15 protein-coding genes are annotated in these 16,475 nt (G+C 41.1%); 12 read left to right on the forward strand and 3 right to left on the reverse strand.

Translation table 11 applies throughout. The annotated features are described in order from the left end of the window. Positions 1-94 precede the first annotated feature (94 nt). The 9 genes from GQY27_RS07190 to GQY27_RS07230 all read left to right on the forward strand — a co-directional run bounded on the left by GQY27_RS07190 (position 95) and on the right by GQY27_RS07230 (position 10,357). Positions 95-1,732, forward strand: coding sequence for a S1C family serine protease (locus tag GQY27_RS07190; RefSeq protein ID WP_160032877.1), 1,638 nt, complete (start codon positions 95-97; stop codon positions 1,730-1,732). A 191-nt stretch (positions 1,733-1,923) separates the two neighbouring features. Further along, positions 1,924-2,613 carry a response regulator transcription factor gene (locus GQY27_RS07195; protein ID WP_160033138.1) on the forward strand — a complete coding sequence of 230 codons (690 nt, stop codon included), beginning with the start codon at positions 1,924-1,926 and terminating at the stop codon, positions 2,611-2,613. A 1-nt stretch (position 2,614) separates the two neighbouring features. After that, positions 2,615-4,099: a sensor histidine kinase gene (locus GQY27_RS07200; RefSeq protein WP_160032878.1), complete on the forward strand. Its 1,485-nt coding sequence runs from the start codon at positions 2,615-2,617 to the stop codon at positions 4,097-4,099. 40 nt (positions 4,100-4,139) lie between these two features. Then, positions 4,140-5,084 (forward strand): 4-hydroxy-3-methylbut-2-enyl diphosphate reductase, encoded by a 945-nt coding sequence (locus GQY27_RS07205; RefSeq protein ID WP_160032879.1) that lies wholly within the window; start codon positions 4,140-4,142, stop codon positions 5,082-5,084. A gap of 271 nt (positions 5,085-5,355) precedes the next feature. Beyond that, entirely contained in the window at positions 5,356-6,405 is a 1,050-nt protein-coding gene (gene aroF / locus GQY27_RS07210; protein ID WP_160032880.1) for a 3-deoxy-7-phosphoheptulonate synthase, read from the forward strand. Positions 6,406-6,652: 247 nt separating this feature from the next. After that, positions 6,653-8,077: a type I glutamate--ammonia ligase gene (gene glnA / locus GQY27_RS07215; RefSeq protein ID WP_160032881.1), complete on the forward strand. Its 1,425-nt coding sequence runs from the start codon at positions 6,653-6,655 to the stop codon at positions 8,075-8,077. 197 nt (positions 8,078-8,274) lie between these two features. Continuing rightward, a complete protein-coding gene (gene serC, locus GQY27_RS07220) occupies positions 8,275-9,366 on the forward strand; it encodes a 3-phosphoserine/phosphohydroxythreonine transaminase (protein WP_201450699.1) in 1,092 nt (363 codons plus the stop codon). 114 nt (positions 9,367-9,480) lie between these two features. Next, positions 9,481-9,945, forward strand: coding sequence for a tRNA (uridine(34)/cytosine(34)/5-carboxymethylaminomethyluridine(34)-2'-O)-methyltransferase TrmL (gene trmL / locus GQY27_RS07225; RefSeq protein ID WP_160032882.1), 465 nt, complete (start codon positions 9,481-9,483; stop codon positions 9,943-9,945). A gap of 157 nt (positions 9,946-10,102) precedes the next feature. Then, positions 10,103-10,357, forward strand: a complete 255-nt coding sequence (locus tag GQY27_RS07230; RefSeq protein ID WP_160032883.1) for an AbrB/MazE/SpoVT family DNA-binding domain-containing protein — start codon at positions 10,103-10,105, stop codon at positions 10,355-10,357. A 325-nt stretch (positions 10,358-10,682) separates the two neighbouring features. Here GQY27_RS07230 and GQY27_RS07235 read toward each other — a convergent pair whose 3' ends face one another. Then, the gene (locus tag GQY27_RS07235) at positions 10,683-11,750 is read right to left on the reverse strand and encodes a phosphodiester glycosidase family protein (protein ID WP_160032884.1); all 1,068 of its coding nucleotides are present in this window, start codon (positions 11,748-11,750) and stop codon (positions 10,683-10,685) included. After that, positions 11,747-12,157: a hypothetical protein gene (locus tag GQY27_RS07240; protein ID WP_160032885.1), complete on the reverse strand. Its 411-nt coding sequence runs from the start codon at positions 12,155-12,157 to the stop codon at positions 11,747-11,749. The genes GQY27_RS07235 and GQY27_RS07240 overlap by 4 nt, the downstream gene beginning before the upstream one ends. A 342-nt stretch (positions 12,158-12,499) precedes the next feature. Between GQY27_RS07240 and GQY27_RS07245 the strand changes: the two genes are divergently transcribed. The 3 genes from GQY27_RS07245 (at position 12,500) to GQY27_RS07255 (ending at position 15,353) form a co-directional block, all read left to right on the forward strand. Further along, entirely contained in the window at positions 12,500-13,153 is a 654-nt protein-coding gene (locus tag GQY27_RS07245) for a response regulator transcription factor (protein WP_160032886.1), read from the forward strand. 116 nt (positions 13,154-13,269) lie between these two features. Beyond that, positions 13,270-14,496, forward strand: coding sequence for an aminotransferase-like domain-containing protein (locus GQY27_RS07250; RefSeq protein WP_160032887.1), 1,227 nt, complete (start codon positions 13,270-13,272; stop codon positions 14,494-14,496). Between the two features lie 230 nt (positions 14,497-14,726). After that, positions 14,727-15,353 (forward strand): FMN-dependent NADH-azoreductase, encoded by a 627-nt coding sequence (locus GQY27_RS07255; RefSeq protein WP_160032888.1) that lies wholly within the window; start codon positions 14,727-14,729, stop codon positions 15,351-15,353. Positions 15,354-15,430: 77 nt separating this feature from the next. Here the strand turns inward: GQY27_RS07255 and GQY27_RS07260 are convergent, their stop codons facing one another. Beyond that, positions 15,431-16,192, reverse strand: a complete 762-nt coding sequence (locus GQY27_RS07260; protein ID WP_160032889.1) for a DUF2161 domain-containing phosphodiesterase — start codon at positions 16,190-16,192, stop codon at positions 15,431-15,433. Between the last annotated feature and the right edge of the window lie 283 nt (positions 16,193-16,475).

Here is a 16,475-nt window from a genome sequence, read left to right on the forward strand (position 1 = left end):
AATTGTTTTTAATGTGTATTTAAGGTTTAAAGTACAAAATAAAGACAGTTAAACAATATCCCTTGGAAGCAAGGGGTTTAGGAGGATAAATAAAATGAGCGAGAATAACAATAATCGTTATAACCGTGAAGAGGACGAACGTGAATACAGTAGAAGCGGCGATCAACGTTCTCCTGAAAACAATGGTGAATCTTACTACTACTCATATGGACCATTTCAATCGATTAACTCCGACGGAAAAGAACACAGTTCGAATAATGTAGATGAGGTAGAAGTAACACCGCCAGATCCAATTAAACCGGTTCCGACGATGCTTGAACGTAATTCAAGCGGCTATGCTCGGTCCACTCATTCAAGCACGAATACAGGAACAGGTCAAAGTGAAAACAATGGAAACGGCGGGAATCGCAATTGGAACTACAACCAAAAACCGAAGAAATCTAATTTTAAGACGGGCGTTGTTTCCTTTTTTGCCGGTATGATCGTTGTTTCACTGTTGATGTTCACCGCAGACCGTATGAACTTATTTACTCCGGACACTGCATTATCAGGGAATGAAACAACGCAAAGCGGGGCTTCTAATGACAATAACGGTTCGACAAACACAGGGAATTCGGGGGTAACCACTTCACTTCCCGTGGGATCTACAGACATTTCGAGCGTGGTAAGTAAAGTGAGTCCTGCTGTTGTGAAAATTGAAACTTTGTCTAAATCAAGTTCCAACAGTTCAAGACAAAACAATTCTTATTACAATGATCCTCTTTATCAATATTTCTTTGGTGGCAATGGTACGAATGGAAGAAATAATAACAGTAATAATGGTTCCTCTGAGGATCAACTTGTACCGCTTGGCATTGGTTCAGGGTTTATCTTTGAAAAAGAAGGCTATATTCTTACGAATGAACATGTAATCTCCGGTGCAGACGTAATTCAAGTTACGCTTGAAGATAATACAAAGCCTTATGAAGCAACGCTTCTTGGTAGCAGCAAAGACCTCGACCTTGCCGTTCTAAAAATTGAAGGAAATAATGATTTCCCAGTAGCAACCTTGGGCAATTCGGATAGTACTAAAGTAGGTGAGTGGCTGGTTGCGATCGGAAACCCAGAAGGGTTTGAACATACGGTAACCGCTGGTGTGCTAAGTGCAAAAGATCGTACGATTACGATTAATGATGAAAGTACTGGACAACCAAATGAATATAAAAATTTACTCCAAACCGATGCGTCTATTAACCCGGGGAACTCCGGCGGACCTTTGCTTAACTTAAAGGGCGAAGTCATTGGTATGAACGTGGCAGTAAGTGCAGATGCACAAGGAATTGGATTTGCGATCCCATCTTCTGTTATTCAGGAAGTTGTAGATAAACTGAAAAATAATGAAGAAATCCCGAAAGAGCCAGAACCATTTATTGGAGCTTCTTTGATGAACTTGACTCCAGAAGTTGCAAAACAAATGGGAACAGATCTCACAGAGGGTTCCGTGGTGACCAATTTAATCTATCAATCTCCAGCGTATTCTGCAGACCTTCGTCCATATGACATTATTACAGGTATTAGCGGTAAGAAGTATGCGACTGCACAAGATTTGATTGAACAAATACAAGCAAAAAATGTGGGCGATGTCATTACACTCAATGTAAATCGTGATGGAAAAGATATTGAAATTAAAGTAACCATTGGTAACAAGAATGATTACAACACGGAGAGCAGTTCACAAAGCGTGCAGCCTTAATTCAAGCAGCAGATAGATGGACTGCAGCACAGAAGCGAAGGGAGACAGCCCCTTCGCTTTTTGTTGCTAGAATGGGTGCGTGCTTGTGAGTTGACTGATACAATGTAAGTGAAAAGGGAATAAATTTCATATCATCATTTTTATGAGGTGTGAAATTGATTCAAGTGTATAGAGAAAAAGGAGATGCTGGGGTGCGTTCAACGATATTAGTTATTGATGATGACGAAAAAATCCTTTCCATGCTAAGAAGAGGTTTAGCATTTGAAGGTTACGATGTACTAACTGCGGCAAACGGAGCGGAAGGGCTTCAAAAGATGCTGGAAGCCGATCCTGACGTTGTTGTTCTTGATGTCATGATGCCAAAAGTCGATGGATTTGAAGTATGCAGAAGGGTTCGCGAAGGAGGAAGCAACGTTCCGATTCTAATGCTCACGGCTAAAGATGAGATTGAACAACGAGTCAAGGGACTGGACCTCGGGGCAGATGACTATTTAGTGAAGCCATTTGCGCTTGAAGAACTGCTTGCACGGGTACGAGCTTTGCTTCGTCGTAAAACCGAGACAAATGGAGAGAGCAGTAATCGGCTCAGTTTTGAAGACATCTTGCTCGATTATGATTCTCGCGAAGTACACCGTGCTGGAGTACGGCTTGATCTGACAGCAAAAGAATTTGAACTCCTATATCTGTTTATGCAAAACCCAAAACGTGTGTTATCGAGAGACTTGATTATGGATAAAATATGGGGATTCGATTATAGTGGAGAATCGAATGTACTTGAGGTATATATCGCGATGCTGCGTCAAAAAACAGAAGAACATGGAGGAAAACGTGTAATTCAGACCATTCGCGGTGCAGGTTACATTTTGAGAGGAGACTCCTAGTATGTCCATCCGGTTACGGCTAACTTTATGGTATTCAGGCCTGCTCGCTGCCGTACTGTTGCTTTTTGGGTCCATCATTTATGCGCTTGTGTATCATTATGCTTACCAGGATGTCGAGAATGAAATTTTGAGACAAACCAGAAGTCTTAGCAAGAAGATGGCCGTTGTGGTGGTGCCTAACTCCGATTTTACCGAAGAGCTTAATTTGTTGTTACCGGAAGAGGCGAATCAACTCGCAGATTTGCAAATCTATGTACAGCTATATAATTATGAGAATAATAGAGTGGTGACTTCAAAAAACCTAAATAACTTTAATTTTGAGGTTCCTGCCACCATAAATGAGGCGATGGAAAATGAAGGATGGAAACGGATGCTCGTGGATAAGACGCCGTTCCTTGTCTATCAATTCCCATTCACCTATACGATTCAAGGAACGACAGAACAGGTTAGCGGTCTGCTGCAGGTAGGATCAATTACGGCTTCCGAAGACAAATTAATGGATCGTCTGCTTTTTATTTTGGTGTATGTATCTATTATTACGATTATGCTTGCCATGAGTGTAGGACTGTTTCTAGCCCGTAAATCAATGCGTCCGCTGGTTCATATTATTAATGCAGCCAATGGTATTCAGTCCGGAAATGATCTTAGTGTACGGATTGAGTACGATGGACCGGAGGATGAAATAGGTAAGCTTATAGGAACGGTAAATAAGATGCTTGCTCGTACAGAAGGGTTCTTCAAAGAACTTGAGGATGCTTATGCCGCGCAAAGGCGCTTCGTTTCCGACGCATCTCACGAGCTGAGAACACCGCTTACCACGATACGTGGAAACACCGATTTCCTAAAGAAGCTATGGGATCCCGAGGCGGATGGCAGTAAACAAATGAGTAATGAGATGAGAAAAGAAATCACCTTAGAAGCAATTGACGACATCTCAGATGAAGGAAAACGAATGAGTCGTCTTGTGAACAATATGTTATCATTAGCGAGAGCTGACACAGGCCAGACCATTGAGCTTCATCCGATTCCATTATCTGTTCTCGTGAAGGAAGTGGCACGAAGGGCGCACCATCTTGAACGGACAGCGGAATGGAATTATGGTGATTTGGAAGTTCTGAACGGAGTATACGTGCTTGCAAATAAAGACTATTTGCAACAAATGTTATTCATTTTTATTGAGAACGCCTTTAAATATACACCAGAAGGAACCGTAACACTCGATGCCATTCTTTATAATGGGCAGGTAGGTCTTAAGATTAGTGATACGGGTATTGGGATGGATAAAGACGAAGTTCCGTATATTTTTGATCGTTTCTATAGGGCAGACGAGTCCCGCGGGGTTACAAAAGGAACAGGGCTTGGACTATCGATTGCCAAATGGATTATTGAGGAGCATGGCGGTTCTGTAGAAGTCCTGACCAAGCTGAATGAAGGAACAACTTTTATTATATGGCTTCCGTTAGTGTTGGCTCCCCCCCTCGAATAAGGTATACTAAGACTACGTTTAGAAGAAAGCAGGTGGCAACATGGAAGTACTACGAATTTCACCACGTGGATATTGTTATGGTGTGGTAGACGCTATGGTGCTGGCACGACAAGCAGCAAGCAACTTGGATCTGCCAAGACCCATTTATATACTCGGTATGATTGTGCACAACAGTCATGTAACGCATTCTTTTGAAGATGAAGGCATCATTACACTGGATGGACCAAACCGTCTTGAAATATTGAAACAGGTAGACAAAGGTACTGTCATTTTCACTGCACACGGTGTTTCTCCTGAGGTGCGCAAGATTGCCCGGGAGAAAGGACTCACGACAGTGGATGCGACTTGTCCTGATGTAACCAAAACGCATGACCTCATTAGAGAAAAATCTGCTGAGGGTTATCAGATTATTTATATCGGTAAAAAAGGGCATCCCGAACCGGAAGGAGCTATCGGTATTGCTCCAGATTCGGTACATCTCATTGAGAAAGAAGAAGAGATCGAGGCTCTTGATATCCCGAAAGGGAAAATCATTATTACCAATCAGACTACGATGAGTCAGTGGGATATTAAAAACATTATGAAAAAGTTACTCCAGAAGTTCCCAGGAGCTGAAGTTCATAATGAAATCTGTCTTGCTACTCAGGTGCGTCAAGAGGCGGTTGCAGAACAAGCAGGGCAAGCTGACCTTGTCATTGTGGTAGGCGATCCTCGCAGTAATAACTCCAATCGTCTTGCACAGGTATCTGAGGAAATTGCCGGGGTGACAGCTTACCGGATTTCGGATGTTACGGAGATCAAACAGGAATGGCTCAAAGGCATTAATAAGGTCGCTGTTACTTCGGGTGCTTCGACACCAACGCCGATTACAAAAGAAGTTATTAATTATTTGGAACAATACGATGCGAATAATCCGGAGACATGGAAAATTCAGCGTACAGTGAATATGAAGAAGTTGCTCCCGCCAGTGAGAATCAAATCGTAACTTATTTTATAATTTATATGAGAAGAAGACCGAGTGAATGAAACCTGGTCTTCTTCTTTTTTTATACTGTAAGAAAATCAGCAGATAGATCGGTATCAATTTCATCTAGAGCGCATAAAGTAAGGAGAGCTTGACGCGAAGTTATAAAACATGTATAGTTGCTTTAACGTATAAAAGCTTAAAAGCGAACAAGCGTTTAAGTGTAATAGTATAAATGTAAACTGAGGTCTCTCATAGAGTATGATTTCACATTCGAAAGGTGGAGAATAATATGATCGTTATAACAGGAAACACCACACCAGAAGAACAGATTCAAGATATTATTTCAGCAATTGAAAAGGAAGGACTTCAAGTTCACCTTTCCCGCGGCAATGATCGTACCGTTATTGGTCTAATTGGAACTGTCGAACCTAAACTGGCTGAACACTTACGGCAGATGAAAGGTGTAGAGAACGTAGTAAAAATCTCGAAATCTTACAAACTAGCAAGTCGTGATTTTCATCCTGAAGATACCGTTATTTCTATAAAAGGTGTAAATATCGGCGGCGGTGAACTTGTCGTGATGGGCGGACCTTGTGCAGTGGAATCAGCAGAGCAGATCGATGAGATTGCAGGTCTTGTAAAAGCAGCGGGCGGGCAAGTACTGCGCGGTGGTGCATTTAAACCTCGCACAGGACCTTATAGCTTTCAAGGAGTGGGAGTAGAAGGTCTTATTATGATGGCAGAAGCCGGTAAAAAACATGACCTTCTGACTATTACAGAAGTCATGACACCTGAATATGTTGATATTTGTGCGGAATACGCAGATATTCTTCAAGTGGGTACTCGGAACATGCAAAACTTTGATCTGCTTCGGAAGCTGGGTACATGCGGTAAACCGGTTCTGCTAAAACGTGGATTTAGTGCAACTTACGATGAACTTCTTAATGCAGCGGAATATATTCTTGCAGGAGGCAATCCGAATGTGATGTTATGTGAAAGAGGGATCCGTACGTTTGAGACGTACACTCGAAATACCCTGGATTTGTCAGCTATCCCTGTTCTGAAAGATCTTAGCCATTTACCTGTTATCTCTGACCCAAGTCATGGTACAGGGCGCAGAGAGCTTGTAGAGCCGATGACAAAGGCCTCTGTTGCTGCAGGAGCAGATGGACTTATTATTGAAATGCATACAGATCCAGACAACTCAATGACAGGCGATGGAGTACAGTCCCTGTTCCCAGATCAATTCGCTGGACTTCTTCAAGATTTAGAGAAGCTCGCTCCAATTGTCGGTAAAACATTTAACACAAAAAAAGCACCATTGATTCACCAAAGTTGATGTAAGGTTTGTTATTTTAAGAATAGCCTATGATCTCGTTCTATAGACCGAGGTTATAGGCTATTAGTCTATAATTCTCTCATTCCTGTTAGTGTCAGCAATTCTCACACTAGCATAAAAAATACCTAACATAACTATTGACGATGTAAGATTTGGGATTTATACTTACCTCAGTTGAAAATTAGATTGATGAACATTCACAAGGTTATGGGTGTTTAATGTTCGGATAAATTGGGAGGAAGTACACATGTCTGTTGAAAATGTATTGAAAACAATCCAAGAAAACAATATTGAGTGGGTCGATTTTCGTTTTGTAGATTTATCTGGGCGTGCACATCACATTAGTTTGCCCTCTACTGAAGTAGATGCAGAAACGTTCGTTAACGGAGTAGCATTTGATGGATCTTCTATTCCAGGCTTCCGCGGTATCGAAGAATCTGACATGGTTATGATGCCAGATCCCGCTTCCACTTTCATCGATCCATTTACTCAACATCCAACGATTAATATTATGTGTGACATATTTACTCCAGATGGTGAGCGTTATGAACGTGACCCGCGCAGTATCGCAGTAAAAGCGGAAGAATATCTACAAAAAACAGGAATTGGTACTCGCGCTAATTTCGCTCCAGAATCAGAATTCTTCATTTTTGATGATGTACGTTACGAAAGTGGAACAAACAGCGCTTCTTTCTTCGTTGATTCCGAAGAAGCTGGCTGGAACACCAATCGTAAAGAAGAAGGCGGAAACCTTGGATTTAAAGTTCGCGTAAAAGGTGGATATGTTCCTGTAGCTCCAGTAGATACGCAACAAGATATCCGTAGTGAAATGTCTCGTTTGCTTGAAGAAGCAGGTATGCGCGTAGAACGCCATCACCATGAAGTTGCTACAGCAGGTCAAGCAGAGATCAATTTCCGTTTTGACACACTTACGAAAACAGCTGATAATCTCCTCGCATATAAATACATTGTACATAACACAGCTCGTCAATATGGTAAAACAGCAACGTTTATGCCAAAACCACTGTTTGGTGATAACGGTAGCGGAATGCATGTTCACCAATCCATCTTTGACGGCGACACTCCACTATTCTATGAAAAAGGCGGATATGCTAACCTTAGTGAAATGGCACTCCATTACATTGGTGGTATTCTATACCATGCTCCAGCATTGATTGCATTGACTAATCCAAGCACCAACTCATTTAAACGTCTTGTACCTGGTTATGAAGCTCCAGTAAACCTTGTATATTCCAAAGGGAATCGTTCTGCAGCAGTACGTATACCAGTCGCAGCAGTAACACCTAAAGGGTGCCGTATCGAATTCCGTACTCCGGACTCAACTGCTAATCCATATCTTGCATTTGCAGCAATGCTGATGGCAGGTCTTGATGGGATCAAACGTAAAATTAATCCTTCAGAACTTGGCTACGGACCCTTTGATAAAAACATCTACGAATTGCCTGAAGATGATAAAGCGAACATTCGCAGTGTTCCCGCATCTCTTGAAGAAGCACTTGATGCATTAGCTGCTGATTGTGAATTCTTGACTGAAGGCGGCGTGTTTACAAAAGATTTCATCGACAATTACATTAAATTCAAACGGAGTGAAGCTAAATCCGTTGCCATTCGTGTTCATCCACACGAATATAGTCTGTATTATGACTGCTAAGTAGCAATAATATCAAATTATGTCTATAAGAACCCTCGGGAATGATATTTCCCGAGGGTTTCATAATATTGTAATATATGTAACGGATATAAGGTATAAATACACTTGATATCACGAACATTTATTGCTATCATAGCCATTATCATACGTATCATTAGATGTCATATAAAGATAACAGGGAGAGAAGGGCGGTTTCAATGATGAATAAAAGAGCGTTCAATTTCAATGCAGGACCAGCAGCATTACCATTAGAGGTGCTCGAGCGGGCACAGGCAGAACTTGTAGATTATAAGGGTACTGGCATGTCTATAATGGAAATGTCACATCGCGGAGCGGTATATGAATCCGTACATAATGAGGCTCAGGAGCGTTTGTTATCTCTTCTTGGCAACCCTAAAGGTTATAAAGTGTTATTTCTGCAAGGTGGAGCGAGTACACAGTTCGCTATGATCCCTATGAATTTCCTCTCTGCGGGCGTAACAGGCAGTTATGTTAATACAGGCAGCTGGGCTAAGAAAGCTATCTCAGAAGCGAAAATCATTGGTGAGACCCATATTGCTGCTTCTGGTGAAAGCAGTAAGTTTATGAAGCTGCCAAATCTATCAGAGATAGAGATTGCAGCGAATACGGCATATCTGCATATGACTTCTAATGAAACAATTGAGGGAACCCAGTTCAAGGATTTCCCAGATACGGGTAATACACCGCTTATCGTAGATATGTCCAGTGATATTTTGAGCAGACCTCTAGATATGAACAAGTTTGATATGATTTATGCGGGAGCACAGAAAAACTTGGGACCGTCCGGGGTTACTGTAGTTATCGCTAAAGAAGAAATGCTGACAGATTCACCCAAAACAATTCCATCGATGCTTCGTTATGATACGTTCCTAGGAAACAATTCACTGTATAATACGCCTCCATCCTTTGGAATATATTTAATGAATGAAGTGCTGAAATGGATTGAAGAACAAGGTGGTCTTGCACAAGTGGAGAAAGTGAACGAGAAGAAAGCAGGATCAATCTACCAAGTGATTGATGAAAGCCAAGGTTTCTACCTGGGCTGTGTAGATGCTGAGGATCGTTCTAGAATGAACGTAACATTCCGATTGGCTGATGAAGCACTGGAGAAGGAATTTATTAAACAATCGGAAAAAGAAGGTTTTATCGGAATTAAAGGACATCGGAGTGTAGGCGGGCTTCGCGCTTCTATTTATAATGCCGTTCCTTCTGAAAGTGTAAAGGCACTTACAGATTTTATGAAAGAATTTCAGAAAATAAATGGTTAATACATGAATTATTAAAAAAAATTCTATTTACCTCCCACAAAAATTTGTGGGAGGCTTTCTTTTATATTATAATTTAATTCTTATACAGTTCATACAAGAGGAGAAATGAGTCAGATGGCATTACACATCGTATTAGTGGAACCCGAGATTCCGGCGAATACCGGCAATATAGCAAGAACTTGTGCTGCAACAGGAACCCATCTTCATCTTGTTCACCCGCTTGGTTTTAACACAGATGACCGTACGTTGAAACGTGCAGGGCTGGACTACTGGCATGCCGTGAATATTGAATATCATAATTCCTTTGAAGAAGTACAGCAGAAATATGCCGGCAGTCGGTTTTTTTATGCAACTACAAAAGCAAAAAATAGGTATTCGGACTTCCAATTTAAGGATGGTGACTTCCTAGTTTTTGGAAAAGAGACAAAAGGGCTTCCTCCGGAATTGATCGCCAAAAATCAGGAAACCTGTATGCGTATGCCAATGTCAGATGCAGTCAGATCTCTCAATTTGTCCAATTCTGCGGCAATAATCGTATATGAGGCGCTAAAACAACTAGATTTCCCTGGAATGGATTAATTTAGTTCATTTTAGTAACCGTCTTTCCTAATTATGGTAACTAAAATAAAGTTAATAATTTTATTAATTATTGCAGGATTCGACAAAAACGTAGCGAATGTATAAACTATAGTTCTATTGTACCTAGAAATATTTTGAACAGGAGTGTGTACTGTTAATGAAACCTGCTGGAGTAGTACGAAAAGTAGACCAACTTGGAAGAATTGTGCTTCCTAAATCTTTACGTAAGAGATATCAAATGAATGAGGGAGATCCTGTGGAGATCCTCGTACAAGGTGATCACATCATCCTTGAGCGCTATCGTCCGAAATGTATTTTCTGTGGATCGATGGAAGAAGTGAATGATTTTAAAGATCGTTATATTTGTGCTTCTTGCCTCACAGAAATGACGGGGCTTCAAGAAAACGCCTAATCGTCTGGTGAAGACAGATTGAGGCGCGATAGATAACTTACGTCTAGTTCTAACCAAAAAAGCTCACCTCTTAGAGGCGAGCTTTTTTGGTTGTTTCTTAAAGACCTTTTGTCTTGTCATCATTATAGGAGGACGTCAAGATTCCTACGATGTAAAGGACAAGGACTATGGTGATGATCCAGAAAGTCAACGAGAATGACATGTCATCCACCTCCTGTTAATCTCGCAGCCCTTATTATACCTATTTTTCTATAAAAAAGGAATCTTTTCCCTGTTAAAGCAAATCACAAACCACAAATCAAGAATTATGAATCAGGAATTCAATTTATTCATAAAACAAAAAATGAGTAGGTACTTTTCTAAGATTTCCATCGGATGGTTCATTTACGACCTTTCCATTCAAAACAAGAGAGGATGAGCCGCCTCCATCGAGGTTATAGGCATCTTGAACTCCAAGGGTATACAATTTATGCTGCAGCTCCTCTAAAGTGGCACCAGAGCTTCCTTTTTCGTTATAACCGTCGATTACGAGAATAAGCAGCTGATCATCTTTATAATTGCCAATGACGGTACGAGGAGCACGGCGCGGTGTATTTTTCCATTTAGAAGGGATAACCGTTTTTTTGCCATTTTTCATCAGCATAGGGACAAATGTAGCACCAAATACAGGCTCTTGCTGATCTAGGGCATATTTGCTGAAATACTTCCCGCCTATAAGTTTCCCCTCTTTATTCATTCCCACAAAAGCGAGATCTTTGATACTTGGATGAAAACCAGTTACATATTTTCCGTCTTGCACGGTTGTGCTGAGCGGATATCTCTTTCCTCCGCTTTCTGCATATCCACCTGCATTGATTCCCGCTACAGCTCCTCCGCGAAGAACAGCTTGCAGGGTTGTCTGAGAAGATCCAGGTTTATCGTCAAGAGCCATTTGCATGGCTGAGGGATCTTTCAGTTTTATTTTCATCGCAAATCCATGATAAGTGCCGGGATTCACTTTAAAAAGTTCGATGCGGATACGGTCACTGTCAACGACTTCGTAAGGCACACCTAATTTGGATTGAATCCGCCGATTATAGACAGCTTCGGGCTTCTTCGCTTGGGCTGCCGTCATATTCGCAATACTTTGCATGGTTTTACTTGTACTGTTATAAAGCTCGGTTGTTCTTTGAATGGACGAGGATGTACTCTCTGCGAGTACCTTTGCCGTATCCAGGTCACTTTTAATTCCTTCGGTTGCAGATCGAATATCATTTGAGGGAACAAATTGTTCCACTGGTTCTGTAAAACTGATAACAAGGGGCTGCTGAAGTAACAAAAGACAGAGGATGATCCCGACAAACGGTGCTGTCGATAGCATCAGAAAACGGTTCAATCTTTTAACCGTGATCATTTGAGTAAATCCATTTTCTTCTGGAGTGTGTCCAGTTGTTTTTTGACTTCTCTAAGCTCTGTGTACAACTGATTGCTGTTATCGGATGTGTTACCTGCATTGTCTTTTGTAAAAGTCAGCAGTTCATTAAAAGTCTTAACTTGTTCCTGGATCGCAGCGATTTCAGAACCGATATCTTTCATTTGCAATTGATATTCCTGTTTGACAGCAGTGAGCTGTTCATTCGTATAGGTTTTCATCTCTACTACCATTTGCTGTTTCAGATAATTGCTATAGGAATAAGCTGCAAAGACACCAATAGCAATAATAATGATCCATAGGATCAGGAACATGCGGACAGAGCGTTTGTTCTTACTTGCAGTTTGCCTGGTAGGATGGCTTGGTGACAGCTCTGTAGATCGATCCAATTTTCACCACTCCTCGCATTAATCGACTATATTCTATGATTTTCCAGACCCCATTCTATCACGGCCCTATCATTTCCGCAAAAAACGTCTTTAGGACATAATTAAACAAAAAGTGATTGCATCGGAAGGAAGTCCTAGGATACAATTTCATATATAGACCAAATTAAGGACTTAAGAGGGATGCAATTTTCGACAATATGTGATCTGTTTTATCCATTTATGTATAACGCTTCCTCTAAACAACCATTGCCGCATCATATGTAATGTAAGTCATAAAATAGGCTGTAACATCGATCTAACGATCTTTTAAATATATATACTAATTTACTAGGGGGAGTTTTTATGAGAAGGGACTGGCAGGTGGTCTTAATTGATATACATCCAACGAGTATGCTAGGTACAAAGCTGATTTTAGAAGAACATCAAGATTTGAGCGTAAAAGCAATGGTTTCAACTGGGAGAGAAGGACTTATAGAAGTAGATCGTCATCACCCTGATTTAGTGCTAATGGATTATAAACTGCCTGATGGAGAAGCTGATACTTTCATTGAACAGATGAAGCAATTGTCAGCAGACACACATATCATCGTAATGACAGATGAAGACGATTTGAAACTATTTAGAAAATATATCGGGATTGGCGCGAGCGGAGTCATATCTAAGCAATCTTCACCGCTGAAATTGATTCATCTCATCACAGGTTTGCGAGAAGGACTAGCATCTATTCCTCTGACCTGGCTGCAGAATGAAGATTGGGGTCAGCTAGGACAGCCAGAACTTGATGTGGATCTCCAGCTCACTGATATGGAAAAGTTCATTATGGAAAGAATTGTCCAAGGGATAACGTACGATAAAATTGCTAAAGAGATTGATGTAAGTCGCAGATCGGTTGATAATTATTTGCGGAAAATATATACGAAATTAGATGTATCGAGCAGAGCACAAGCTATTGAGCAGTTTACGCTATACACCAAATCCAAAAAACCATATATATAACCTGAGCAGGCAGAGAAGGCATATTGCTTCATGACAGCGAATAGTTTTTATACGTCTGGGTTCTTGTTATCATTAAGCAAGATCCATATTTCGAATAAAAAATAGGGAGGACTGACATGGAATTTTCATTTGCTTCCCGTGCCTCAAAGTTATTGTCTTCTCATCTACATAAGGTGAATAAAGAAGAAAGACAGAACTCTTTTATATCTCTTGCAGAGGAATTGCCGGCAGAGGAGTTTTTTCCAATTAAGCGACTAGGAGAAGCAGCTCGTATGGTATTATCTTCAGATCCTGCGGTTTTACAATACGGAGAGCCACAGGGCTACGCTCCCCTTCGAAGCTGGATTAGCGAGGATTGGAAGCTGAGAAGAGGCATGAATACGACAGCAGATCAGATTTTGCTGACGGCGGGAACACAGCAGGCTATTGATCTTATTACAAGGTTGCTTGTGGATATAGGAGATTCTGTCGTTGTAGAAAATCCAACCTCCCCTGGGTGTCTTCAAGTATTGGGGATGCAAGGTGCTAACATAATAGCTGTAGAGAATGATTTGGAAGGTTTGCTGCCAGATCGTCTAGAAGAGCAGTTTCAAAGTGTGAAACCGAAACTGCTTTTTGTTGCACCCAGCTTCTCGAACCCAACCGGAATACTATGGAGCTTGGAGCGGCGTAAAGCGGTGCTGGAATTATGCCGTAAGTATGAAGTTCTAATTGTAGAGGATGATTCCTACGGTGAACTGCATTTTGGCTCACAGGAAGCGGATTCTCGTTTTTCAGTATCTTATCCAACACTATATGCGCTCGATGCCAAGGGTGGCGGGAATCAAGTGCTTTATATAGGTTCATTCAGTAAGACCATTGCACCTGCGATGCGAACAGGATGGGCAGTTGGGGATGAAAGACTCATTAGAGCAATGTCTACTTTAAAACAAATGGCGGACTGGCAATCAAGTTCGTTGAATCAACAAATTTTATATTTTTTACTTCATGAATCTTCTTTTCGGTGGAAAGAACATTTGGCGCTATTAAACAGGGAGTATGAGATTAGACTCAAGCTGGTCCTTGAATTGTTAAAGAGGCCGGGGTTTAAGGAAGTGAAGTATCACCCGCCTTCGGGAGGTATGTATTTGTGGATTCAGCTTCCACAAGGACTGCACAGTGAAGCACTACTGAGGGCATCCATGCGACTTGGCGTCGCTTTCTTACCTGGAAGCAGATGTTCTCCTGGAAGACAGGCAGATGAATACATCCGAATCAACTTCAGCAGGCCGGGTAGAGAAGAGTTGCTGTTAGGGATGAATCTAATCAGTGAAGCGATACAGGAGTTCACCGCTAGGAGATAAGGACACCCCATATTGGTGGGGGTTCTTTTTTTTTAGTGTATAATTTCATAATAAAATAAAGAGTTGCACTAACTAACATTTTTATATATAATATGAATTAATCAGTTGCGTTAACTTTTTTAGTTGTTGTGACGATATGGGCTGTAGCAAACACTTTCTATTCATTTATATCGATCAATTGTTGATCATTTGTTACAGTGAACTATTTATAATTTGGGGGAACAAACAATATGTCTAAAGTTCTATTTATTAAAGCAAACGACCGCCCAGCGGATCAAGCAGTAAGTGTTCAAATGTACGATGCATTCTACAATGCATATAAAGAAGCAAATCCAGCAGATGAAATCGTGGAACTAGATCTGTATGCTGCTAACCTGCCAGCTTACGGTAACGATGCTGCAACAGGAACATTCAAAGTAGCGAAAGGTATTGAAACAACTCCTGCAGAGCAAGAAGCTGCAGACCTGGCTGCTTTCTACCAAAAACAATTCTTTGAAGCAGATAAAGTGGTTGTTGCATTCCCGCTTTGGAACTTCACAGTACCTGCACCGCTTGTAAACTACATATCTTACCTGAGCCAAGCTGGCGTAACATTTAAATACACAGCTGAAGGTCCAGTAGGACTTGCTGGTGACAAAAAAGTGGCACTTCTGAACGCACGTGGTGGCGTTTATTCTGAAGGTCCTGCAGCAGCAAGTGAACTTGCTGTGAAATATGTATCTTCCGCTTTCGGATTCTGGGGTATTCAAAACCCTGAAGTTTACATTATTGAAGGACATAATGCGTTCCCTGATCGTGCTGCACAAATCGTTCAAGACGGTTTGAAAAATGTTGCAGAAGCAGCTGCACGTTTCTAATAAGTAATGATGAGTAAAAGGCTGAATTCCTACCTCGAATGAGGAAGGGACTCAGCCTTTTCTTTTATAAGACAAGTCTATTTTTTGAATTCATCATCAGCAAGTGCTTTTTCAGCAATTAGAAAGTCATTATGAGTAAGCATGGACTGTTGTAAGACATTCTCATAGGTTGATAAAGCTTCCTTGCCAGCGGGTGTTAATCTGTAGCTGCCTCGTTTAATACGTTCAAACCATCCATAATAATTGTTTTGAAGAATGGAAGCAGCTGTACTGATTCCCGTAGTTCTTGCGAGCTGTGCAGGAGAGGCGAAGGGCAGAGGCTCAAGGGCAGAAGCTACTTTTAAGGCTCTTTCGCGGTATGCAGTGACCAATTTTGTTTTGTGGCTGCCGCCAAGGTTATAATCACCGCTGCGATCCTCGAACTCACTGAGCAGTTTTTGTTTGCGTATGGATTTTTTTGATTTTAGCTGACATTGTGGTTGACATAAGACATCTACAAGTGCAGGCTTTGTCTTATAAATAGTTATGGTAATGAGTCCAAGTCCAAGCTTCTGACAAAGCTCCGTAATTTCACTAAACCGCTGGTTCACAGCTCCGCGTTTAGCACGGTTACGTTCTACAGCTAGATAAACATTGTTACTTATTTTTAGTCGCTGCATCCCCTGAAGGAGCAGGGATAGATTGAATGATTTTTTAATTTCCACAATCAGCGGATCAGCCGATCCTTCTTTGACTCCAACAAGATCACAATACCGGATCTCGGATTTAATATGATACCCTTGCTTTTCGAAAAAGGATTTAACGGGTTCATATAATTCGGTTTCGTACCCCACAGCCATCCCTATATCAAACTCCTTTATGAATTTACTGCTTCTAATAGCGCTTGTTTTCTCATATACGTACAAGTATAACATTGCTCTTCTTTTTCACCCTAACATACCTTGTGCTAGGATTCCAAAACATTTTCTTTCCTTGGTTCTTCTCATTTCTTGCGTCAAAAAGGGAGACCTGTCACAAAAAAAGAGGCAACTTATCCGAATTAACGCATAGGTATGTAATACACTTTTTTTAGATCAAAGTGTCGGACTTCTCTCACTAAAATGATCAGGAACTGAAGGCAGA

The organism is Paenibacillus sp. An7 (assembly GCF_009870785.1).
Classification (GTDB): domain Bacteria; phylum Bacillota; class Bacilli; order Paenibacillales; family Paenibacillaceae; genus Paenibacillus.

Excerpts from the sequence above, each read along its gene's own strand:
- GQY27_RS07190 (WP_160032877.1), top strand. The coding sequence starts at position 95 with ATGAGCGAGAATAACAATAATCGTTATAACCGTGAAGAGGACGAACGT.
- GQY27_RS07200 (WP_160032878.1), top strand. The coding sequence starts at position 2,615 with ATGTCCATCCGGTTACGGCTAACTTTATGGTATTCAGGCCTGCTCGCT.
- GQY27_RS07205 (WP_160032879.1), top strand. The coding sequence starts at position 4,140 with ATGGAAGTACTACGAATTTCACCACGTGGATATTGTTATGGTGTGGTA.
- aroF (WP_160032880.1), top strand. The coding sequence starts at position 5,356 with ATGATCGTTATAACAGGAAACACCACACCAGAAGAACAGATTCAAGAT.
- glnA (WP_160032881.1), top strand. The coding sequence starts at position 6,653 with ATGTCTGTTGAAAATGTATTGAAAACAATCCAAGAAAACAATATTGAG.
- serC (WP_201450699.1), top strand. The coding sequence starts at position 8,275 with ATGATGAATAAAAGAGCGTTCAATTTCAATGCAGGACCAGCAGCATTA.
- trmL (WP_160032882.1), top strand. The coding sequence starts at position 9,481 with ATGGCATTACACATCGTATTAGTGGAACCCGAGATTCCGGCGAATACC.
- GQY27_RS07230 (WP_160032883.1), top strand. The coding sequence starts at position 10,103 with ATGAAACCTGCTGGAGTAGTACGAAAAGTAGACCAACTTGGAAGAATT.
- GQY27_RS07235 (WP_160032884.1), bottom strand. The coding sequence starts at position 11,750 with ATGATCACGGTTAAAAGATTGAACCGTTTTCTGATGCTATCGACAGCA.
- GQY27_RS07245 (WP_160032886.1), top strand. The coding sequence starts at position 12,500 with ATGAGAAGGGACTGGCAGGTGGTCTTAATTGATATACATCCAACGAGT.
- GQY27_RS07250 (WP_160032887.1), top strand. The coding sequence starts at position 13,270 with ATGGAATTTTCATTTGCTTCCCGTGCCTCAAAGTTATTGTCTTCTCAT.
- GQY27_RS07255 (WP_160032888.1), top strand. The coding sequence starts at position 14,727 with ATGTCTAAAGTTCTATTTATTAAAGCAAACGACCGCCCAGCGGATCAA.
- GQY27_RS07260 (WP_160032889.1), bottom strand. The coding sequence starts at position 16,192 with ATGGCTGTGGGGTACGAAACCGAATTATATGAACCCGTTAAATCCTTT.